The organism is Serratia sp. PGPR-27 (genome assembly GCF_022678525.1).
Classification (GTDB): domain Bacteria; phylum Pseudomonadota; class Gammaproteobacteria; order Enterobacterales; family Enterobacteriaceae; genus Serratia; species Serratia nematodiphila.
On the sequence record NZ_JALBYS010000016.1, the window covers coordinates 1 to 20,762 of the forward strand.

The window sequence follows — 20,762 nt, forward strand, 5'->3', positions numbered from 1 at the left end:
GGGGAAGGATGAGAAGCTTCGACCAAGGTTCGAGTCTCACGCAGTGAGACAACGCGCTTCAGCGCGGCCCGCAGGGTGAGTCGCGCAGCGACGAATCATCCTTCCCCCACCACCACCTTTTGCAGAAAATTCCAAACCCTACTTAAAACACGTTGCATCCAATGTTCTCGTATCAATAAATCAAGTTATCTCCCCTTATCGCCGCTTTCACCTTGATGTTTTATCTCCTCTCTCCCAGCCGTAACTTGAACTCCGGCCGACAATTCGCTATACCACTGGCTTCTTTAGTGCAGTAAGGAACAGGTGGATGCGAAACAATATTTGCGTTTTTTGTGGCGCCAGCGAAGGCGTCAATCCCGCTTATGCCGAGCAGGCTCGTCAACTGGGGCAACTGCTGGCCGCACAGGGGCGCCGTTTAATCTATGGCGGCGGCAAAAAAGGATTGATGGGGATCGTGGCAGACGCGGTGTTGGCCGCAGGCGGTGAAGCGGTCGGCATTATCCCCGAACGCCTGGTTGAAGCGGAAACGGCGCATCGCGGCCTGACTGAATTGGAAGTGGTGTCAGACATGCATACGCGCAAAGCCCGTATGGCAGCGCTGGCGGACAGTTTTATCGCCCTGCCCGGCGGCATCGGCACGCTGGAAGAGCTGTTTGAAATCTGGACCTGGGGGCAAATCGGCTATCACAACAAGCCGGTCGGCCTGCTGAACGTCAACGGATTCTACCGCCCGCTGAGCCAGTTCCTCGAGCACGTCGCCGATCAGGGCTTTATGCGTCACGACTATCTCGGCACCCTTCACATCAGCGAATCGGCACAGACGCTGCTGCAACAGTTTGACGACTATCAACCTAAAAATTACGACCGCTGGGCGAAATAAACCCGCTGCGCAGTCAGCGGTCCTGCCGCTGTCTGCGTTACATTTCCCGCCAAACTCTGCTACTATCACAGCACATTTTTCTCGTGAAAACGGCACCGCTCATGAAGTTTGTCTCTTTTAATATCAATGGACTGCGCGCGCGTCCGCATCAGCTGGCGGCAATTATCGAACAGCACCAGCCCGACGTGATCGGTCTGCAGGAAACCAAAGTTCACGATGACATGTTCCCATTGGAAGAAGTCAGCCAGCACGGCTATCACGTGTTCTATCACGGGCAAAAAGGCCATTACGGCGTGGCGCTGCTGACCAAAGCGGAGCCCCTGGCCGTACGCCGCGGTTTCCCAACCGATGAAGAAGACGCGCAGCGTCGCATCATCATGGCCGATCTGGCTACGCCGCAGGGCACGCTGACGGTGATCAATGGCTACTTCCCGCAAGGTGAAAGCCGCGACCATCCGATCAAATTCCCGGCTAAAACACGCTTTTATCAGGATCTGCAAAACTACCTGGAGCAGCAGCTGTCGGCGGAATCCCCGGTGCTGATCATGGGCGACATGAATATCAGCCCGAGTGATTACGATATCGGCATCGGCGAAGACAACCGCAAACGCTGGCTGCGCACCGGCAAGTGCTCCTTCCTGCCGGAAGAGCGCGAATGGATGGATCGCCTGCTGAACTGGGGCCTGGTGGATACCTATCGCCACGCCAACCCGGGGCGCAACGACGAGTTTTCATGGTTCGACTACCGCTCCAAAGGGTTCGACGACAACCGCGGCCTGCGTATCGATCTGCTGCTGGCCAGCACCCCGCTGGCTTCGCGCTGCATCGCCACCGGCATTGATTACCAAACCCGCGGCATGGAGAAACCTTCCGACCATGCGCCGGTCTGGGCGGAATTCACGCTGTAACCCCATCCCCCCGGCGCTCGCCGGGGTTTTATTCTGTGAAGCCAATGAAAATTATCGACGTAGTAGCCGCCATTCTGGAACAAAATGGGCGTATTTTGCTGGCCCAGCGCGGCGCAGGCAGCGATCAAGCCGGCCTGTGGGAGTTTCCCGGCGGCAAGGTTGAAACCGGCGAAAGCCAGCCGGAGGCGCTGACGCGCGAGCTGGATGAAGAATTGGGGATTAGCGCCCGTATCGGCAACTATGTGGGCAGCAATCAGTGGCGGCAAGGCGAACGCATCATCCGACTGCATGCCTGGCGAGTCGCGGAGTTCTCCGGTGAACTGCAACAGCGCTGCCATTCGGAGCTGGTCTGGGTCACGCCGCAACAGGCGCAGGAATACCCCCTGGCGCCCGCTGACGTTCCACTGCTGGCGGATTATCTCGCCGCGCAAGGCGAGGCGCGCTGAGCGCGGTGACAGGTTACATCGTCACTTCTTTAATCGTACCCAAATCAAGGGGTTGGTGCCGATAGTATTAGGCTCACGCACGCACTGCAGCACTTCCCCTTCGACTTTGAGCACCGCCCCCTCGGAATAGTTCTGATTCTGGTAGACGCAACAACGGCTGCAGGGCTGCGCCGGCGGCGGATTGTCGCCGCTTTTGGCCGCGCCCCAGATCTCCGGCGAAACCGGTAGCACCACGTCCACATCGCCGCGATTGGCGGCGGCCAGGCCGGAAAACATCAGGGCCGCGGCAGCCAATACACCAGTGAGTCCACGCTTCATTCACTCTTCTCCTGCGCCTTGCCGGCGCTTTTCCTGCGTTTTTTGCCTCCGCTGGAGGGCGGCGGCGGCAATCCACGAAACGCCATGCTCGCCCGGCTCTGCTTGGCCTGATAAATCAGCTCTTGCAGCGTGCCGACCAACGGCTGCATAAAGTCCTGATAGCGGCAGGATTTCTCGCTGATTTGCGTCAGCGTGGCTTCCCAGTTGGCCGTCATATCAGGGCGCGCAGCAAGATCCGGCAGCGAGTGAATCAATGCGCGCCCGGTTTCGCTGGAGTGAATATAGCGTCCCTTCTTGTACAGAAACGCCCGCTTGAACAGCAATTCTATGATCCCCGCTCGCGTCGCTTCCGTACCTAAACCATCGGTCGCCCGCAGGATTTTCTTTAGCGCTTTATCTTGTACGAACCGCGCGATGCCGGTCATGGCCGACAACAGGCTGGCGTCAGTAAACGGCCGCGGCGGCTGCGTCTGGCGCTCCACCACTTCACCGCGCTCGCACAACAGCTCATCATCTTTAGCCACCACCGGCAGCGGCGCACCTTCGTTCTCCTCGTCGCGCTCCTTGCTGCCCAGCAGCGTACGCCAGCCGGCTTCCGCCAGGAATCGCGCCTTGGCGATAAATTTGCCGCCGGCGATATCCAGCTCGATCAGGCATTTGCGGAATACCGCATCCGGACAGAACTGCATCAGATACTGGCGCGCCACCAGCCCATACACGTTCCGCTCATCCTGCGTCAGATTAATCTTGCCGGCGCGGGCGGTGGGAATGATGGCGTGGTGCGCGTCGACCTTTTTATCGTCCCAGCAACGGTTGCGGCGATCGCTGTCGATCACCGGCTGCGGATACAGCTCGGGCTGGTGCACGCTGATGGCGTTCAGCACCGCGTGGCGGCCGGCGAAATGCTCTTCCGGCAGGTAGCGACAGTCGGAACGCGGATAGGTAATCAACTTGTGGGTTTCGTACAGCCGCTGGCAAACGTCCAGCACCTGTTGCGCGCTGAGGTTATAACGCCGTGCCGCTTCGATTTGCAGCGTGGAGAGCGAAAACGGCAGCGGCGCGGTATCCGATTCCCGTTTATCGTTATAAGACGTGACCAGAGCCGGCTGGCCTTCAATGCGCTTGACCACATGCTCCGCCAACGGCCGGTGCAGCAAACGCCCCTCTTCGTCCTGATAAGGCTCACAGGACTCACTGGGCTGCCACAGCGCCACGAAGCGTTCTTCTTTCGGCGTGACGATGTGCGCCTTGACCTCAAAGAAGTCTTTTGGCACGAAGTTTTCGATCTCTTCATCACGCCGTACCACCAATCCGAGCACCGGCGTCTGCACCCTGCCTACCGACAGCACGCCGTCGTAACCGGCGTTGCGGCCCAGCAGCGTGTAGGCGCGGGTCATATTGATGCCGTACAACCAGTCGGCGCGCGAACGCGCCAGCGCAGACACGCACAACGGAATGAAATCACGGTTGTCGCGCAGGCGTTCAACCGCGCGCTCCACCGCCTGCGGGTTGAGATCGTTGATCAGACAGCGGCGCACGTTCTGGCGCTTTTCCGCCGTCAAATCCAGGTAGTCCAGCACCTCATCCACCAGCAGTTGCCCTTCGCGATCCGGGTCGCCGGCGTGAACCACTTCATCGGCTTCGAGCAGCAACTTTTTAATGGCGTTGAGCTGTTTGCTGACCGAAGGCCGCGGCTGCAACCGCCATTTTTCGGGAATTATCGGCAGGTCTGCCAACGACCAGCGCGCATAGCGGCTGTCATAGGCGTCAGGCTGAGCCTGCTCCAACAGGTGGCCGACGCACCAGGTCACCACGTCGTTGTTGCCACAGGCGATATAACCGTCGCCGCGGCGATGCGGCTTGGGCAAGACGTCGGCAATGGCGCGCGCCAAACTCGGTTTCTCGGCTATGAACAGTCGCATTAATCACCGTTTTTCTGGCTGAACGTCATCAAGAATTCTCTTACTTCTGCATAGTTCCCACGGAAGACGATCCGCTGGGCTTTCTTTTCCAACTGATAGCAATACATCGGATCGTAGTACTGCTGCAACAAGGGCGCCAACCACTCGCGGTGCGCGTCACCCTGGCCGCTGAGACGCTGTGCCCGCAACGCCGCTTCCAGCCGCTGCGTCAGCTGCTGGAAGCGCTCCAGGCCCAACCGGCGGCGAATGGCGAACAGGCCGTGATGCAGATAGTCGTCGTACTGCCGCCAGCCTTCTTCCACGCCATAGGCCTGTTCGAACTGTTCGCGCATCCCGTCGATATATTCGGCCTGCAGGCGTGCCAGGCGAATATCAAACGGATCGTCGATCACCGCCACCGGCGCCTGCTGCATGCCGTTGAACAACGGCAACGGCAGATTGTTGCTGCCGATGATCCGCCCTTCGTCTTCCAGCACCCAACGGCGGCTGCCACCATGCTGTTTTTTCAGCAATAACACAGCCAGACGATTCTCAAAATCGATCTGTGAGCTTTGCCCCGCCAGCGTTCGGCCAAAAGATGAACCGCGATGGCGCGCCGCGCCTTCCAGATCGACGCCGTCAGCCAGTTCGTTGACCAGCAGCGTCTTGCCGCTGCCGGTATTGCCGCCCACCAGGGCCATCGGCAATGCCGCGCTTTGCGCCAACACGCCGAGCAGATAATTGCGCAGCGCCTTATAACCGCCAGTAATACGCGGGTACTCGACGCCGGCCTCATGCAGCCATTGCTGCACCAGCTGTGAGCGCAGCCCGCCACGGAAGCAGTAAATATAACCTTCGGGTCGCTGCGCACAGGCCGCCAGCCAGGCGGCGGTGCGCTGTTCCCGCAGTTTGCCGTTCACCAGGCTGTGGCCGAGCGCAATCGCCGCTTGCTGACCATGCTGCTTATAGCAAGTGCCCACCGCCTGCCGCTCGCTGTCGACCATCAGCGGCAGGTTCACAGCCTGAGCGAAGGCGCCTTGCTGAAACTCGATCGGCGCACGCACGTCAATCAGCGGCACGTCCTGCAGAAAAATGCGTTGATAATCGGCGCTGTCCGGCCTGCCTTGCATCTTGGACACTACACAACCTCGATCAGCGGTTTACCTGCCTGTGCGGCATGCAGCTCACCGATAGGATTGAGCGTGATGCCATGCTGCTCGGCAATCGCCAGCACCTGCGCCTGCGCCTCAGGCAATACCGCCAACAGCAAACCGCCGGAGGTTTGCGGATCGCACAGCAGCTGACGCTGCAAATCGCTCATCTCGCCCACCAGATGGCCGTAGCTGTCGAAGTTGCGCCCGGTGCCGCCCGGCACGCAGCCCTCGGCAATATACGCCTCGACGTGCGGCAGCTTCGGCACCCGATCGAACCAGACCGTCGCCTGCAGACCGGAACCCTGGCATACCTCGCTCAGGTGGCCCAGCAAGCCAAAGCCGGTGATATCGGTCATCGCCGTGACGCCCGCCACTTCGGCAAAGTCGGCGCCCGGCTTATTCAGGCGGCACATCACGTCCGTCGCCAGCCCTTGATGTTCAGGGCGCAGCTTGCTTTGCTTCTCGGCGGTCGTCAGCACGCCAATGCCCAGCGGCTTGGTCAGATAGAGTTGCGCCCCGGCCTGTGCGGCGCTGTTCTTTTTCACTCGCTCGGTGTTGACCACGCCAGTGACCGCCAGGCCGAAGATAGGTTCCGGCGCATCGATGGAATGGCCGCCGGCCAGCGCGATCCCCGCCTGCTGGCAGGCGAAACGTCCGCCGTCGATCACCTGCTGCGCCACCTCCGGCGGCAGTTTGGCGATTGGCCAGCCGAGAATGGCGATCGCCATGATCGGTTTGCCGCCCATGGCGTACACGTCGCTGATGGCGTTAGCGGCGGCGATACGGCCGAAATCGAACGGATCGTCGACGATCGGCATGAAGAAGTCGGTAGTGCTGATGATGCCGACGCCGTTGCCGATGTCATACACCGCCGCGTCGTCGCGGGTTTCATTGCCGACCAACAGACGCGGATCGACAAATTTTTCCCGCTCGCTGTGCAAGATGGTTTCGAGAACTTTCGGTGAGATTTTGCAGCCGCAGCCAGCGCCATGGCTGTACTGGGTTAAACGGATCGCTGGCGATGTCATAGTCCACTCCCTTCGGTAACGGCACTCAAGATAACATAGGGTAGCGCTTGCCGAGGGGATTGATAAGAGCGCGCCGCGGATAAGCGAGCGGCCTGCTCAGAAACCATGCAATTTTGCGGGGTTTGGCGCATTTTCGCCGCACCCCGTTGGAAAAAACTTAGAAATAGCTGACGAAAGGCGTGCTGTCCGGCGGCGTCACTTTGGTGGCGGCCTTCAGTTGCGGCGTGCCCAGGTAGAGGAAACCGACGATCTCATCCTGCTCGCGGCAGCCGAAGGCTTCGCGCACCAGCGCATGCTCGGTCCAGGCGCCGGTGCGCCAGATGCCGTTAAAGCCCTGCGCCAGCGCCGCCATCTGCATCGCCTGCACGGCGCAACCGGCGGAAACCACCTGCTCCCAGCGCGGCACCTTGGTTTCCTCAGTGCAATGCGCGATGACGGTGATGATCAGCGGCGCGCGGAACGGCGCCTTGGCGGCTTTTTCAATCGCCGCTTCGTCCAGCCGATCCTGCTTCGCCGCCGCCTGCAGCAGCTGGCTGAAGCGCTCCAGACCCTGATTCTCGATCATCACGAAACGCCACGGCTGCAGCGCGCCGTGATCGGGCGCACGCAGGCCCGCGTTGATGATATTTTGGCGCACTTCCCCCGCCGGCGCCGGTTCCGCCAGGCGCGAAGCCGAGCGGCGATTCAATAAAAGATCCAGAGCATCCATTGTAAACTCCTGATAACAATTTTCATTCCGGCCACGTTAACATAGCTAAACGACGAGTTACAGCCTCGGCGATAGCGTCCGTGTGCCACGATTTAAAGCTGACATTTACCCGGCCGCTCATTAGGATAGCGGAACATTCTCGACTCTTGTTGGAGAGCACATGCGCACATTGTGGCAAATTTTTGCCGGCATTTTCCGGTGGACATGGCGTCTGCTGAATTTTATCAGGGAACTGATCCTTAACCTGTTCCTGGTCTTGCTGATCCTGGTTGGGGTTGGCATCTATCTGTCCTTCCAAAGTTCCTCCACCTCGGCGGCCCCGGCGCGCGGCGCGTTGCTGGTCGATTTAAGCGGCGTGGTGGTCGATCAGCCTTCGGTAAACAACCGGGTGCGGCAATGGGGCCGCGAACTGTTGGGCGCCTCCAGTAGCCGCCTGCAGGAAAACTCGCTGTTCGATGTAGTCGACAGTATCCGCAAGGCCAAAGACGACAAAAACATTACCGGCATGGTGTTGCAGTTGAATGACTTCGCCGGCGCCGATCAGCCGTCGCTGCGCTATATCGGCAAAGCGCTGCGCGAGTTCCGCGACAGCGGCAAACCGATCTTCGCCATCGGCGACAGCTACAACCAAACGCAATACTACCTGGCCAGCTACGCCAACAAGGTCTACCTGTCGCCGCAGGGCGCGGTCGATCTGCACGGTTTCGCCACCAACAACCTGTACTACAAGTCGTTGCTGGACATGCTCAAGGTCACCACCAATATCTTCCGCGTCGGCACCTATAAATCGGCGGTCGAACCGCTGATCCGCGACGATATGTCCCCGGCGGCGCGCGAAGCGGACAGCCGTTGGATCGGCGGCCTGTGGCAGAACTACCTGGAGACCGTGGCCGCCAACCGCCAGCTGACGCCGCAGCAGCTGTTCCCGGGCGCAGCCGGCGTGCTGAGCGGCCTGCAGGCGGCCGGTGGCGACACCGCCCGCTATGCGCTGGACAATAAGCTGGTGGATGAGCTGGCGTCGCGCACCGCGATCGAAAATCAGCTGGTCAAGACCTTCGGCTGGGACAAACAGGCGAACGATTTCAACGCCATCAGCATCTACGACTATCAGCCGAAGCCGGACGCCAACCAGGGCGGCAAGATCGCCGTGGTGTTCGCCAACGGCGCCATCATGGACGGCCAGCAGACGCCGGGCAACGTCGGGGGGGACACCACCGCCGCCGAGCTGCGCCAGACGCGTCTGGATCCGGCCGTCAAGGCCGTGGTGTTCCGCGTCAACAGCCCAGGCGGCAGCGTCAGCGCGTCCGAAGTGATCCGCTCCGAGCTGGCCGCCGTGCGCGCCGCCGGCAAACCGGTGGTGGTGTCGATGGGCGGCATGGCCGCGTCGGGCGGCTACTGGGTCTCGACGCCGGCCGACTATATCATCGCCAGCCCGAGCACCCTGACCGGTTCTATCGGCATTTTCGGCATCATCAATACCTACGAGAAAACCCTGGATACGCTGGGTGTGCACACCGACGGCGTGGCGACCTCGCCGCTGGCCGATATCGCGGTCACCAAGGCGCTGCCGCAGGAGTTCTCGCAGATGATGCAGCTGAATATCGAAAACGGGTATAAGAACTTCCTCGATCTGGTCGCCAAATCACGCAAGATGACCCCGCAGCAGGTTGACAAAATCGCACAGGGCCACGTCTGGCTCGGCAGCGACGCCAAGGCCAACGGCCTGGTCGATCAGTTGGGCGATTTCGACGACGCGGTGAAGAAAGCCGCCGAGCTGGCAAAGCTGCAGCAGTGGCAGCTCGACTGGTTCGTCGATACCCCAAGCCTGAGCGATATGGTGCTCAGCCAGTTTGGCGTTTCCATTCACGCCATGCTGCCGGCCGCGATTCAGGCCATGCTGCCCGCCCCGCTGGCTTCGGTCGCCAACGCGGTGAAAGAACAACCGGGCTTGTTCAATAACCTGAACGATCCGCAAAACCGTTATGCGATCTGTCTCACCTGCGGAGAAGTCCGCTAACAAATAATTCTGCAGCCCGGCCACCGCCGGGCTTTTTTTCTGCCGCCATGTCCCTATAATTCAGCCCATCTTATCTTTGTTAAAATCATAACCATGCAAAAGAAATCCATTTACGTCGCCTACACCGGCGGCACCATCGGCATGCAGCGTTCCGATCACGGCTACATCCCGGTTTCCGGCCACCTGCAGCGCCAGCTGGCGCTGATGCCCGAATTCCATCGGCCGGAGATGCCGGATTTCACCATTCATGAATACGCGCCATTGATTGACTCTTCAGACATGACGCCGGAAGACTGGCAGCACATCGCCGACGACATCAAGCAGAACTACGATCGCTACGACGGCTTCGTGATCCTGCACGGCACCGACACCATGGCGTTCACCGCCTCTGCGCTTTCCTTCATGCTGGAAAACCTGGCCAAACCGGTGATCGTCACCGGCTCGCAGATCCCGCTGGCGGAGCTGCGCTCCGATGGCCAAACCAACCTGCTCAACGCGCTGTATCTGGCGGCCAACCATCCGGTGAACGAAGTCAGCCTGTTCTTCAACAACAAGCTGTTCCGCGGCAACCGCACCACCAAAGCGCACGCCGACGGCTTCGACGCCTTCGCCTCCCCGAATTTGCCGCCGCTGCTGGAAGCCGGCATCCACATTCGCCGCCAGCAAGGCATCGACAGCCCGGCTTGCAACGGCGCGTTGCAGGTGCATGACATCACGCCGCAGCCGATCGGCGTGGTCACCATCTATCCGGGCATTTCCGGCGCGGTGGTGCGCAACTTCCTGCTGCAGCCGGTCAAAGCGCTGATCCTGCGCTCCTACGGCGTCGGCAACGCGCCACAGAAGGCCGAGCTGATCGACGAGTTGCGTGCGGCCTCTGAACGCGGCATCGTGGTGGTCAACCTGACGCAGTGCATCTCCGGGCGCGTCAATATGGAAGGCTACGCCACCGGCAACGCGTTGGCGCATGCCGGGGTGATCAGCGGTTTCGACATGACGGTGGAAGCCGCCCTGACCAAGCTGCACTATCTGTTGAGCCAGCCGCTGACGCCGGAACAAATCCGCGCCCTGATGCAGCAAGATCTGCGCGGCGAGCTGAGCATCAACGGTTAACCTACTGAACTCTGGAGCGGCGATGAAAACGGCCCTGTTGTTGATCGATCTGCAAAACGATTTCTGCCCCGGCGGCGCGCTGGCGGTCACGGAGGGCGACGCCGTCATCCCAGTCGCCAATCAGGCTATCGCCGCCTGCCTGGCGCGGGGCGAGCCGGTGGTAGCCAGCCAGGACTGGCATCCCGCCAATCACCGCAGCTTTGCGGTGAACTCCCATGCGCAGGTCGGCACCCTCGGCCAGCTGGAAGGCCTGCCGCAGGTGTGGTGGCCGGTGCACTGCGTGCAAGGGAGCCACGGCGCCGATTTTCATCCTCAATTGCAGCGGCAACACATCAATGCCGTTTTTCGCAAAGGGCAGGATACGAGCATCGACAGCTACAGCGCGTTCTTCGATAACGGCCACCGGGCGCAGACCGAACTGCACGGCTGGCTGCACTCGCAGGGCGTCCGGCGGCTGGCGATCATGGGCCTGGCGACCGACTACTGCGTGAAGTTTAGCGTGCTGGATGCACTGGCTGCCGGCTATCCGACGCAGGTGATCGTCGACGGCTGCCGCGGCGTGAATCTGCAGCCGGGCGACAGTGAACGAGCGCTGCAGGACATGGCGCGCGCCGGCGCACAGCTAGTTACCCTGTCACAGTTTCTCGCCAACTAAATCCTCTCGGGCGCCACCGGCGCCCTCTCTACGCAGCGGCGAAATTATCGACGCCGCTCACAATACCACCTTTCTTCTTCCCCAACGGCTTGTGACCGGCAGGCGCTTTTGCTGTTATGGCTGCGACGCTTTTGGCGTCAATCGGTTATACGCATCCGGGGCCCACTGAGCCCGGCTTTATTGTGCCCGCCCCTGGCGGTACGGTCGGCCTTGCCGACCACAAGGAGACAGACATGAAAATAACCCGAAAACTGCTGCCTTTGCTGGCGGCGGTGCAGTTGTCTATGGCCGGCGCAAGCACGGCCCAGGCGGCCTATCTCTCCGTCGGCTACTTCAACGGCGGCGGCGATGTCACCGCCGGCCCCGGTGGCGACATCGACAAGCTGGACGTGACGCAAATCACCCATCTCAACTATTCGTTCGGCCTGATCTACAACGACGAGAAAGACGAAACCAATGCGGCGCTGAAAGACCCCGCTCGCCGTCACCAGATCTACCTGTCGCCGAAAGTCACGGCCGATCTGCAACGTCTGCCGGTGCTGCGCAAACAGAACCCCGAGCTGAAAGTGCTGTTGTCGGTCGGCGGCTGGGGCGCCCGCGGTTTCTCCGGCGCCGCCGCCACTGCGGAAAACCGGGCGATATTCATTCGCTCCGCGTTGCAGGTGATCGCACAGTACCGGCTGGATGGGATCGATCTGGACTGGGAATACCCGGTAAACGGCGCCTGGGGTTTGGTGGAAAGCCAACCGGCAGACCGCGACAACTTCACCCTGCTGCTGAGAGAGCTTCATCAGGCGCTGGGTAAAGGCAAGCTGTTAACCATCGCCGTCGGGGCCAACGTCAAAAGCCCGCAGGAATGGGTCGATGTGAAAAGCATTGCCCCTTACCTCAACTACATCAATCTGATGACCTACGATATGGCTTACGGCACGCAGTACTTCAATGCCAACCTGTACGATTCAACGCGTTGGCCAACCGTAGCCGCCGCCGACCGCTACAGCGCCGATTCCGTGGTAAAACATTATCTGGCCGCCGGATTAAAACCGGCGCAGATGAACCTGGGTATCGGTTTCTACGGCCGGGTGCCGAAACGAGCGACCGAGCCGGGCATCGACTGGGACAAGCCGGACGCCGCCAAACATCCGGTGACGCAGCCTTATTTCAGTGCGCGAGAAACCGCTCTGTTCCGCACGCTGGGGTTGGATCTCAGCAAAGACACTTACTTTAAATACCGCGATATCGTCAGCAAATTGCTCAACGATCCGCAGCAGCGTTTCCGCGAGCACTGGGATGACGCCGCCAAAGTGCCTTACCTGACGCTGCAATCCGCCGAAGGCAAACCGCTGTTCGCCATCTCCTACGAGAACCCGCGTTCGGTGGCTATCAAAGCCGAGTACATCAAAAGCCGGGGATTGGGGGGAGCGATGTTCTGGGAGTACGGCGCGGACGACAATAACCGGCTGGCGCAACAGCTGGCGGAGTCGCTGGGAATAAAAGGCGAGAAACGGTAAATCGACGGGGCGATGGCGACATCGCCCCGCTTTTGGGACAGCTTACTGCGGTTTAAGTTTGACCAGCGGCTCGGCAACAAACTGCTGCTTCAGTTCTTGCTTGCTCTTCATCACGATCTGTCCGTCGGTGCCGATGCTCATGTGCTGCGGATCGACGTTATTCATCGACTGCCACAGCATCACCGCCTGCAGGCTGTTTTCCTTCTGCTCAGGCGTCAGCGCCACGCCGTCCGGCCACTTGCCAAGCTCAACCGCCTGCACCAGGCGCTGGTATATCTCGGGCGTCATCGCCGCAATCAGATCTTTCACGTCCATCAGAGCCCTTCTCGCTTACAGATGAATAATTAGCTGAATCGATTTTGTTGATTAAATTACCACTTAACCGGCCGTTTGGTCGCCATTTTCGCCATCGGTGAAACTCAACGAGGCGGAGTTGACGCAGTAGCGGTCGCCAGTCGGCTGCGGGCCATCAGGGAAAACGTGCCCCAGATGCGCGTCGCAGTGGCCGCAGCGGATTTCAACACGATGCATATTATGTGAATTATCATCAAGATAACGGATTGCATCGGCGGAAACCGGCTCATAAAAGCTCGGCCAGCCGCAGCCGGAATCGTATTTGGTTTCGGAATAGAACAGCGGCTGGTTACAGCACAGGCAATGGTACACGCCCTCGCGCTTGTTGTGCAGCAATTTGCCGCTGAACGGCGCTTCGGTGCCACGCTGTTGCGTCACATAACGTTGGATTTCATTCAGTTCCGTGACCGGATGACCGGGGGTTGTCTCTTTAGCCATTTGTGCTTATCTCTGAATGTGGATAATGTCAACGAAAACAATGATTAATAATAACAAAAAATTAACACCGCTGCAGGGGTTTTTGGCCTAAACTGTAGCCCATAAAGGCCACGTCACGATGATATGTGATAACGATCACACATCTTGCGTATGCTGACTTTATACTTGGCGGCTTGTCCCCATATAACGGATGAGGCCGAGCGCAAATGGACTGTGCAATAAGCGTGCAAAACCACCCTTCCGGTTTGACTTGCCGCAAGTATTGACACGATTCCGCTTGACGCTGGGTAAGGTTTTTGTAATTTTACAACCAACCTTTTATTCACTAACAAATAGCTGGTGGAATATATGACTATCAAAGTAGGTATCAACGGTTTTGGCCGTATCGGTCGCATTGTTTTCCGTGCTGCTCAAGAGCGTTCTGACATCGAGATCGTTGCAATCAACGACCTGTTGGACGCAGAGTACATGGCTTACATGCTGAAGTATGACTCTACTCACGGCCGTTTCAACGGTACGGTAGAAGTTAAAGACGGCCACCTGGTTGTTAATGGCAAAACCATCCGTGTTACCGCAGAGAAAGACCCGGCTAACCTGAAGTGGAACGAAGTGGGTGTTGATGTGGTTGCTGAAGCGACCGGTATCTTCCTGACCGACGAAACCGCGCGTAAACACATCACCGCCGGCGCTAAAAAAGTGGTTCTGACTGGCCCATCCAAAGATGCGACCCCAATGTTCGTTCGCGGCGCCAACTTTGACAAATATGCCGGCCAGGACATCGTGTCCAACGCCTCTTGCACCACCAACTGCCTGGCGCCGCTGGCTAAAGTCATCAACGACAACTTCGGCATCGTTGAAGGCCTGATGACCACCGTTCACGCCACCACCGCGACTCAAAAAACCGTTGATGGCCCGTCTCACAAAGACTGGCGCGGCGGCCGCGGCGCATCCCAGAACATCATCCCTTCTTCTACCGGCGCAGCGAAAGCGGTTGGCGTGGTTCTGCCAGAGCTGAAAGGCAAACTGACCGGTATGGCGTTCCGCGTACCGACGCCTAACGTGTCCGTTGTCGACCTGACCGTGCGTCTGGAAAAACCGGCTACCTACGAAGAAATCAAGAAAGCCATCAAAGACGCCGCTGAAGGCTCTATGAAAGGCGTTCTGGGCTATGTTGAAGACGACGTGGTTTCCACCGATTTCAACGGCGAAGTGCTGACTTCCGTGTTCGATGCCAAAGCCGGTATCGCACTGAACGACAACTTCGTGAAACTGGTTTCCTGGTACGACAACGAAACCGGCTACTCCAACAAGGTTCTGGATCTGATCGCTCACATCTCCAAGTAATGGCATGATGTTAAGCTGATAATGAGGGCGACATTTTTTTGTCGCCCTTTTTTTACCCGTCATCTTTCGAGTCACAGCGTTGTTCGCTGCACACACTCACCTCAGTCACTGTCTAAGCATGCGCCTGAGGGCCTGGTTGTGACCCGAAAGCTAATAGGGTCCATTTCTATCTCCGGCAAACAATAGGTCATGAAATGAACGAGAAAATTTTCACCCTGCCCGTTTCCGAACAAATTTCTCCTTATATCAGCCAGCGGCAACTCGATGAGCTGGGCGTGGTTGTGGTGTCGCACCCGAAAGTGCGCGCGGCCGTCGCGCTGCAAGGCGCGCATTTGCTGGCCTGGCAGCCCAGCGGTGAGCAGCCGGTGATTTGGCTCAGCAACAACACGCCTTTCGCCACAGGCAAGGCCATCCGCGGTGGCGTGCCGATCTGCTGGCCGTGGTTCGGCCCGGTGGCGCAACCCTCCCACGGCTTTGCCCGCAACCAGCCCTGGAGCCTGACGGCGCACGATGAAGATGAGAACGGCGTCATCCTGACCTTTACGCTGAAAGACAATGAGCAGACCCGCAAACTGTGGCCGCACGCCTTCACGCTGATTGCTCGCTTCAAGCTGGGTGAAGAGTGCGAGATCGAGCTGGAATCGCACGGCGATTATCAAGCCACGGCGGCGCTGCACAGTTACTTCCAGGTCGGCGACATCGATCGGGTCAGCGTGGCGGGCCTGGGCGAGCCTTATATCGACAAGGTGGCGGGCGGCGCAGAGGCGCATCAGACGGGTGAAGTGACATTCATCGGCCAAACCGACCGCGTCTATACCCGCCCGGAAGCTTTCAGCCAGATCCGCGATCCGGCACTCGCTCGCACCATCGAGGTTCACCACCATCATATGAGCGACGTCATCGCCTGGAACCCCGGCGTGGAACTCTCCTGCAGCATGGGGGATATGCCGAACGACGGTTACAAGACCATGGTCTGCATCGAGACCGGGCGCGTCAGCAAACCGCTGGTCGCTGCCGGCGAGCAACCCGCCCGTTTGGGTGTCACCTTCCGCAGTCGTAAGAAGGCCTGAGGAACCGTGCGCGGAAGCGCACTACAGATGTGCAAAAGGGGCACCAGCGCCCCTTTTTGATGCACGACATGCACGATAATTGTGCAATGTGTGATTAGAAGGTGTAGCTCACACCCGTCATCAACAAACCGGTGTAAGATTTATCCACCATCGGGCTGTCTTTCACTTCATCCGACAATTTCACATAGCGGCCGACGAAGAAGGCGTTCCAGCTTTTGTTGATCTGATAATTGGCGCTCAGCTCGAGATACGGAGCCCAGCTATCGCCAGGGGTGTAGCTGTCCAGGCCGCTGCGGCGTGATTCATTGGCGCTGACGCCGTAGTAATATTTGTTCTGGTTCTTACTGTTCCACATCACGCCCACGCCCGGGACCAGCGTCAGCGCGTCCAGATCAAACTTGTACAGATAAGCGACATCGCCCACCAGCCCGTTGCTGTTGTTCAGCGTGTCGCCGGTGAACGTGGTACGAAGGGTGCCCCACTCTGCGTTGTGTGAATAGGCCAGGCCGGCCATCAGCGTGCCGCGACGCTTGTCGAGACGCTTCATGCGATCGTCGTCGCTGTCGCCCGGACGGTAGCCCCATGGCGTGTAATACCCCATGATGCTCAGCTGATTTTCTTGATCTTTCCACAGGTAGTAACCGGCGGTCAGAGTACGGAAGTAGAAGTCGTCACCTTCATAGTCGATGACGGGCACCGGATAAACGCGGTCCTGATAACCGCGATACGCGTCCGGGCTAACCAGCGCGGCAGCACCGAGTGACCAGGTCCCCGCCTGAGCACTTTGCGCACAAACCATTGCGGAAGCGATAATTGCTAGCGTTTTGAGTTTTGAAATCTTCACTGGTTCTTTTTCCATAAATTACAGGGTTAATAGCCGCGATAGTTTATGTGAAAATTTAGTTGCGCGCCTAATCTTTACAAAGGAAAACGACCAAGATCGAATAACTTATAGCGGAATTATGAATTAATCATGGCGGAACGATGACGATTCATGCCGCAGGCCGCGCCAGACAAGGCATTTGGTTATCCCGGCAATAACTGAGTCATTGATATGACTTAAAAAAAGCTTTTTCTACGGCAGGAAATTTTCCGGCAAGCAAACTAAGCTTAAATCAGAAGGTGAATTTATCCTGGGCCCAGTGGCATACAGCGCAACTCGCGATAATAAGCGCACCAAGTTGGCATACGGGTTGCTGTACTCAGGCGTATTCTCATCTTTCGGGAGCCAGAACACTATCACACGCTCTCTTTAACCTGTGCTAATAACGAAAGGACGGGCATCATGAACATATTTGACCACTATCGCCAGCGCTACGAAGCTGCCAAGGACGAAGAGTTCACACTGCAGGAATTTCTTACCATTTGCCGGCAAGATCGCAGTGCCTATGCCAACGCGGCCGAACGTCTGCTGATGGCTATCGGTGAACCTGTGATGGTCGACACTGCGCTAGAATCACGCCTGTCGCGCCTGTTCTCCAACCGCGTGATCGCACGCTATCCGGCCTTCGAAGAATTCTACGGCATGGAAGAGGCCATCGAACAGATCGTCTCTTACCTGAAGCACGCCGCGCAGGGCCTGGAAGAGAAGAAACAGATCCTTTACCTGCTGGGCCCGGTGGGCGGCGGTAAATCCTCGCTGGCAGAACGCCTTAAAGCGTTGATGCAGCGCGTGCCCATCTACACCCTCAGCGCCAACGGCGAACGCAGCCCGGTCAACGATCATCCGCTGTGCCTGTTCAACCCTCAGGAAGATGCCTCAATCCTGGAAAAAGAGTTCAACATCCCAAGTCGCTATCTCGGCACCATCATGTCGCCGTGGGCGGCGAAGCGCCTGCACGAGTTCGGCGGCGATATCACCAAGTTTAAAGTCGTGAAGGTGCGCCCTTCCATCCTGGAGCAGATCGCCATCGCCAAAACCGAACCGGGCGATGAGAACAACCAGGACATCTCGGCGCTGGTCGGTAAAGTGGACATCCGTAAGCTGGAGAACCACGCGCAGAACGATCCGGACGCCTACGGCTATTCCGGCGCACTGTGCCGCGCCAACCAGGGGATTATGGAATTCGTCGAGATGTTCAAAGCGCCGATCAAAGTGCTGCATCCGCTGCTGACGGCGACTCAGGAAGGTAACTACAACGGCACCGAGGGCATCTCCGCCCTGCCGTTCAACGGCATTATTCTGGCGCACTCCAACGAATCCGAGTGGGTGACCTTCCGTAACAATAAGAACAACGAAGCGTTCCTCGACCGCGTGTACATCGTCAAGGTGCCTTACTGCCTGCGCGTGTCGGAAGAGATCAAGATTTACGACAAGCTGCTGGACCACAGCGAGCTGACCCACGCGCCCTGCGCGCCCGGCACCCTCGAAACGCTGGCGCGCTTTAGCGTGCTGTCGCGGCTGAAAGAGCCGGAAAACTCGAGCATTTACTCGAAAATGCGCGTGTATGACGGCGAAAGCCTCAAGGATACCGACCCGAAAGCCAAGTCCTATCAGGAGTACCGCGACTACGCCGGGGTTGACGAAGGCATGAACGGCCTCTCCACCCGTTTCGCCTTTAAAATCCTCTCGCGGGTATTCAACTTCGATCACGCCGAGGTGGCGGCTAACCCGGTGCACCTGTTCTATGTGTTGGAGCAGCAGATCGAACGCGAACAGTTCCCGCAGGATTTGGCCGAGAAATACATCGAACATCTGAAAGGCTATCTGATCCCGAAATACGCCGAGTTTATCGGCAAAGAGATCCAGACCGCCTATCTGGAATCCTACTCGGAATACGGACAGAACATTTTTGACCGTTACGTGACCTACGCGGACTTCTGGATCCAGGATCAGGAGTATCGCGACCCCGACACCGGTCAGCTGTTCGACCGCGAGTCTTTGAACGCCGAACTGGAGAAAATTGAAAAACCGGCCGGTATCAGCAACCCGAAAGATTTCCGCAACGAAATCGTGAACTTCGTGCTGCGCGCCCGCGCCAACAACAACGGCCGCAATCCGAACTGGACCAGCTACGAGAAGCTGCGCACCGTGATCGAGAAGAAAATGTTCTCCAATACCGAAGAGCTGTTGCCGGTGATTTCATTTAACGCCAAAACCTCGACGGACGAGCAGAAAAAACACGACGACTTCGTCGACCGCATGATGGAGAAAGGCTATACCCGCAAGCAGGTGCGCCTGTTGTGTGAATGGTATCTGCGGGTCAGAAAATCCTCATAACGCCTCAGGTAAGCGGCATTATCAGGGCCATGTCCACAGTCATGGACGTTGCAGCGCAGCCCAAGGAGGGGCTTACACATTGCGCTGTCGCGACCGGGACATGAAGAGTTGGCAACGTCGTTTGGGGGAAGTATGGCCTATTTCATTGACCGACGGCTGAACGGCAAAAACAAGAGCATGGTGAACCGCCAGCGCTTCTTGCGCCGTTACAAGTCGCAAATCAAACAGTCGATTGCCGAAGCCATCAACAAGCGTTCGGTCACCGACGTAGACAGCGGGGAGTCGGTCTCCATCCCCACTGACGATATCAACGAACCGATGTTTCATCAGGGGCGCGGCGGCACACGCCATCGTGTTCACCCAGGCAATGACCACTTCGTGCAGAACGATCGCGTTGAGCGGCCTCAGGGCGGCGCAGGCGGTGGCGGCGGCCAGGGCAACGCCAGCCAGGACGGTGAAGGCCAGGATGAATTCGTCTTCCAGATCTCCAAAGACGAGTACCTCGATCTTTTGTTCGAGGATCTCGCCCTGCCCAATCTGAAAAAGAATCAGTACAAGCAGTTGACCGAGTTCAAAACCCATCGTGCCGGCTATACCGCCAATGGCGTGCCGGCCAACATCAGCGTCGTGCGTTCGCTGCAGAATTCGCTGGCGCGACGAACCGCCATGACCGCCGGTAAAAGACGCGCGTTGCACGAGCTGGAAGATGCGCTGACCCAGTTGGAAAATACCGAGCCGGTGCAATTGCTGGAAGAGGAGCGGCTGCGCAAGGAAATTGCCGAACTGCGCAAGAAAATCGAAAGCGTGCCGTTTATCGATACCTTCGACCTGCGCTACAAAAACTATGAGCGCCGGCCGGAGCCCTCCAGCCAGGCGGTGATGTTCTGCCTGATGGACGTGTCCGGCTCGATGGACCAGGCGACCAAAGACATGGCCAAGCGTTTTTACATTCTGCTCTATTTGTTCCTGAGCCGAACCTATAAAAACGTCGAGGTGGTCTACATTCGCCATCACACCCAGGCGAAAGAGGTGGACGAACAGGAGTTCTTCTATTCGCAGGAAACCGGTGGCACCATCGTTTCCAGCGCGCTGAAGTTAATGAATGACGTAGTCGAAGAACGTTATGACCCGGCGCAATGGAATATCTATGCCGCGCAAGCGTCGGACGGCGACAACTGGGCCGACGATTCACCGCTGTGTCATGAGCTGTTGGCGAAAAAGATCCTGCCGATGGTGCGTTATTACAGCTACATAGAAATCACTCGCCGCGCTCACCAAACGCTGTGGCGCGAATACGAGGATCTGCAGGCGAAATTCGACAACTTCGCCATGCAGCATATCCGCGAACCGGACGATATCTATCCGGTATTCCGCGAACTGTTCCGTAAGCAGACCGTGTGAATAACGCCGCGTGAATGTCACCACAGCCGGAAAGCACCGTTTTCCGGCTGTTTCTTTTTCGCATTATACATTTGCAAAACCCATGTTTATTTTTTAAACAATGGCAACAACAATAATAAGTCAGATTCCCCAGAACGGTTCTCTCTATTATTTGTTCTTCTGAGGTTATTCCTAAACATCCGCCGCTACCCCCTCACGGCTTGATAGGAATATTCCCATTCAGTTATCGTTACCCCATCGCTTAAGTCTCTTCCTAAGCGAAATTTGCATCATTTTATTTTTCTATGGCTTCTCAGCC

At 58.1% G+C, this 20,762-nt stretch carries 19 protein-coding genes and 1 other RNA gene; 12 read left to right on the forward strand and 8 right to left on the reverse strand.

The annotated features are described in order from the left end of the window. The 4 genes from MMS95_RS10675 to MMS95_RS10690 all read left to right on the forward strand — a co-directional run. Window positions 1-115: non-coding RNA, RtT sRNA (locus tag MMS95_RS10675), on the forward strand; the annotation flags it as partial. A gap of 192 nt (window positions 116-307) precedes the next feature. Continuing rightward, window positions 308-880, forward strand: coding sequence for a TIGR00730 family Rossman fold protein (locus MMS95_RS10680; RefSeq protein ID WP_242141656.1), 573 nt, complete (start codon window positions 308-310; stop codon window positions 878-880). Window positions 881-981: 101 nt separating this feature from the next. After that, window positions 982-1,788 (forward strand): exodeoxyribonuclease III, encoded by an 807-nt coding sequence (gene xthA, locus MMS95_RS10685; RefSeq protein ID WP_004932192.1) that lies wholly within the window; start codon window positions 982-984, stop codon window positions 1,786-1,788. 44 nt (window positions 1,789-1,832) lie between these two features. After that, entirely contained in the window at window positions 1,833-2,234 is a 402-nt protein-coding gene (locus tag MMS95_RS10690; protein WP_242141674.1) for a pyrimidine (deoxy)nucleoside triphosphate diphosphatase, read from the forward strand. 21 nt (window positions 2,235-2,255) lie between these two features. Here MMS95_RS10690 and MMS95_RS10695 read toward each other — a convergent pair whose 3' ends face one another. The 5 genes from MMS95_RS10695 to MMS95_RS10715 form a co-directional block, all read right to left on the reverse strand. After that, window positions 2,256-2,552: a YnjH family protein gene (locus MMS95_RS10695; protein WP_033632870.1), complete on the reverse strand. Its 297-nt coding sequence runs from the start codon at window positions 2,550-2,552 to the stop codon at window positions 2,256-2,258. Then, entirely contained in the window at window positions 2,549-4,474 is a 1,926-nt protein-coding gene (locus tag MMS95_RS10700) for a DNA topoisomerase III (protein WP_242141657.1), read from the reverse strand. Before MMS95_RS10700 ends, MMS95_RS10695 begins: the two co-directional genes overlap by 4 nt. Then, a complete protein-coding gene (gene mnmH / locus MMS95_RS10705) occupies window positions 4,474-5,583 on the reverse strand; it encodes a tRNA 2-selenouridine(34) synthase MnmH (RefSeq protein ID WP_048325023.1) in 1,110 nt (369 codons plus the stop codon). Before mnmH ends, MMS95_RS10700 begins: the two co-directional genes overlap by 1 nt. Before the next feature lie 8 nt (window positions 5,584-5,591). After that, complete coding sequence (gene selD, locus MMS95_RS10710) at window positions 5,592-6,635, reverse strand: selenide, water dikinase SelD (protein WP_016927479.1); 1,044 nt, start codon at window positions 6,633-6,635, stop codon at window positions 5,592-5,594. 157 nt (window positions 6,636-6,792) lie between these two features. Further along, window positions 6,793-7,344, reverse strand: a complete 552-nt coding sequence (locus tag MMS95_RS10715) for an NAD(P)H nitroreductase (RefSeq protein WP_033632868.1) — start codon at window positions 7,342-7,344, stop codon at window positions 6,793-6,795. A 160-nt stretch (window positions 7,345-7,504) separates the two neighbouring features. On the opposite strand from MMS95_RS10715, the gene sppA reads away from it, so the two are divergent. The 4 genes from sppA to MMS95_RS10735 all read left to right on the forward strand — a co-directional run bounded on the left by sppA (window position 7,505) and on the right by MMS95_RS10735 (window position 12,637). Next, complete coding sequence (gene sppA / locus MMS95_RS10720) at window positions 7,505-9,361, forward strand: signal peptide peptidase SppA (RefSeq protein ID WP_242141658.1); 1,857 nt, start codon at window positions 7,505-7,507, stop codon at window positions 9,359-9,361. A 93-nt stretch (window positions 9,362-9,454) separates the two neighbouring features. Then, window positions 9,455-10,471, forward strand: coding sequence for an asparaginase (ansA, locus tag MMS95_RS10725; protein WP_016927477.1), 1,017 nt, complete (start codon window positions 9,455-9,457; stop codon window positions 10,469-10,471). A gap of 22 nt (window positions 10,472-10,493) precedes the next feature. Continuing rightward, the gene (pncA, locus tag MMS95_RS10730; RefSeq protein ID WP_033632866.1) at window positions 10,494-11,126 is read left to right on the forward strand and encodes a bifunctional nicotinamidase/pyrazinamidase; all 633 of its coding nucleotides are present in this window, start codon (window positions 10,494-10,496) and stop codon (window positions 11,124-11,126) included. Window positions 11,127-11,359: 233 nt separating this feature from the next. Beyond that, window positions 11,360-12,637, forward strand: coding sequence for a glycoside hydrolase family 18 protein (locus MMS95_RS10735; RefSeq protein WP_103085345.1), 1,278 nt, complete (start codon window positions 11,360-11,362; stop codon window positions 12,635-12,637). Between the two features lie 42 nt (window positions 12,638-12,679). Here the strand turns inward: MMS95_RS10735 and MMS95_RS10740 are convergent, their stop codons facing one another. Continuing rightward, complete coding sequence (locus tag MMS95_RS10740; protein WP_004932218.1) at window positions 12,680-12,952, reverse strand: DUF1315 family protein; 273 nt, start codon at window positions 12,950-12,952, stop codon at window positions 12,680-12,682. 63 nt (window positions 12,953-13,015) lie between these two features. Next, window positions 13,016-13,429, reverse strand: coding sequence for a peptide-methionine (R)-S-oxide reductase MsrB (msrB, locus tag MMS95_RS10745; protein ID WP_004932219.1), 414 nt, complete (start codon window positions 13,427-13,429; stop codon window positions 13,016-13,018). A 348-nt stretch (window positions 13,430-13,777) separates the two neighbouring features. Here msrB and gapA point away from each other — a divergent pair, with 348 nt between their 5' ends. Both gapA and MMS95_RS10755 read left to right on the forward strand, forming a co-directional pair. Continuing rightward, on the forward strand, window positions 13,778-14,773 hold the full coding sequence (gene gapA / locus MMS95_RS10750; protein ID WP_016927474.1) for a glyceraldehyde-3-phosphate dehydrogenase: 996 nt from the start codon (window positions 13,778-13,780) through the stop codon (window positions 14,771-14,773). Between the two features lie 194 nt (window positions 14,774-14,967). Beyond that, the gene (locus MMS95_RS10755; protein WP_021503854.1) at window positions 14,968-15,843 is read left to right on the forward strand and encodes a D-hexose-6-phosphate mutarotase; all 876 of its coding nucleotides are present in this window, start codon (window positions 14,968-14,970) and stop codon (window positions 15,841-15,843) included. A gap of 94 nt (window positions 15,844-15,937) precedes the next feature. Here the strand turns inward: MMS95_RS10755 and MMS95_RS10760 are convergent, their stop codons facing one another. Continuing rightward, window positions 15,938-16,702: a MipA/OmpV family protein gene (locus MMS95_RS10760; RefSeq protein ID WP_015378103.1), complete on the reverse strand. Its 765-nt coding sequence runs from the start codon at window positions 16,700-16,702 to the stop codon at window positions 15,938-15,940. Window positions 16,703-17,128: 426 nt separating this feature from the next. On the opposite strand from MMS95_RS10760, the gene yeaG reads away from it, so the two are divergent. Then, window positions 17,129-19,063, forward strand: coding sequence for a protein kinase YeaG (yeaG, locus tag MMS95_RS10765; RefSeq protein ID WP_242141659.1), 1,935 nt, complete (start codon window positions 17,129-17,131; stop codon window positions 19,061-19,063). A 132-nt stretch (window positions 19,064-19,195) separates the two neighbouring features. Beyond that, window positions 19,196-20,464, forward strand: a complete 1,269-nt coding sequence (locus MMS95_RS10770) for a YeaH/YhbH family protein (protein WP_004932234.1) — start codon at window positions 19,196-19,198, stop codon at window positions 20,462-20,464. Window positions 20,465-20,762 lie beyond the last annotated feature (298 nt).

Bases quoted from the DNA above. Each gene is read 5' to 3' on its own strand.
- MMS95_RS10680 (WP_242141656.1), top strand. From the start codon at position 308: ATGCGAAACAATATTTGCGTTTTTTGTGGCGCCAGCGAAGGCGTCAAT.
- xthA (WP_004932192.1), top strand. From the start codon at position 982: ATGAAGTTTGTCTCTTTTAATATCAATGGACTGCGCGCGCGTCCGCAT.
- MMS95_RS10690 (WP_242141674.1), top strand. From the start codon at position 1,833: ATGAAAATTATCGACGTAGTAGCCGCCATTCTGGAACAAAATGGGCGT.
- MMS95_RS10695 (WP_033632870.1), bottom strand. From the start codon at position 2,552: ATGAAGCGTGGACTCACTGGTGTATTGGCTGCCGCGGCCCTGATGTTT.
- MMS95_RS10700 (WP_242141657.1), bottom strand. From the start codon at position 4,474: ATGCGACTGTTCATAGCCGAGAAACCGAGTTTGGCGCGCGCCATTGCC.
- mnmH (WP_048325023.1), bottom strand. From the start codon at position 5,583: ATGCAAGGCAGGCCGGACAGCGCCGATTATCAACGCATTTTTCTGCAG.
- selD (WP_016927479.1), bottom strand. From the start codon at position 6,635: ATGACATCGCCAGCGATCCGTTTAACCCAGTACAGCCATGGCGCTGGC.
- MMS95_RS10715 (WP_033632868.1), bottom strand. From the start codon at position 7,344: ATGGATGCTCTGGATCTTTTATTGAATCGCCGCTCGGCTTCGCGCCTG.
- sppA (WP_242141658.1), top strand. From the start codon at position 7,505: ATGCGCACATTGTGGCAAATTTTTGCCGGCATTTTCCGGTGGACATGG.
- ansA (WP_016927477.1), top strand. From the start codon at position 9,455: ATGCAAAAGAAATCCATTTACGTCGCCTACACCGGCGGCACCATCGGC.
- pncA (WP_033632866.1), top strand. From the start codon at position 10,494: ATGAAAACGGCCCTGTTGTTGATCGATCTGCAAAACGATTTCTGCCCC.
- MMS95_RS10735 (WP_103085345.1), top strand. From the start codon at position 11,360: ATGAAAATAACCCGAAAACTGCTGCCTTTGCTGGCGGCGGTGCAGTTG.
- MMS95_RS10740 (WP_004932218.1), bottom strand. From the start codon at position 12,952: ATGGACGTGAAAGATCTGATTGCGGCGATGACGCCCGAGATATACCAG.
- msrB (WP_004932219.1), bottom strand. From the start codon at position 13,429: ATGGCTAAAGAGACAACCCCCGGTCATCCGGTCACGGAACTGAATGAA.
- gapA (WP_016927474.1), top strand. From the start codon at position 13,778: ATGACTATCAAAGTAGGTATCAACGGTTTTGGCCGTATCGGTCGCATT.
- MMS95_RS10755 (WP_021503854.1), top strand. From the start codon at position 14,968: ATGAACGAGAAAATTTTCACCCTGCCCGTTTCCGAACAAATTTCTCCT.
- MMS95_RS10760 (WP_015378103.1), bottom strand. From the start codon at position 16,702: ATGGAAAAAGAACCAGTGAAGATTTCAAAACTCAAAACGCTAGCAATT.
- yeaG (WP_242141659.1), top strand. From the start codon at position 17,129: ATGAACATATTTGACCACTATCGCCAGCGCTACGAAGCTGCCAAGGAC.
- MMS95_RS10770 (WP_004932234.1), top strand. From the start codon at position 19,196: ATGGCCTATTTCATTGACCGACGGCTGAACGGCAAAAACAAGAGCATG.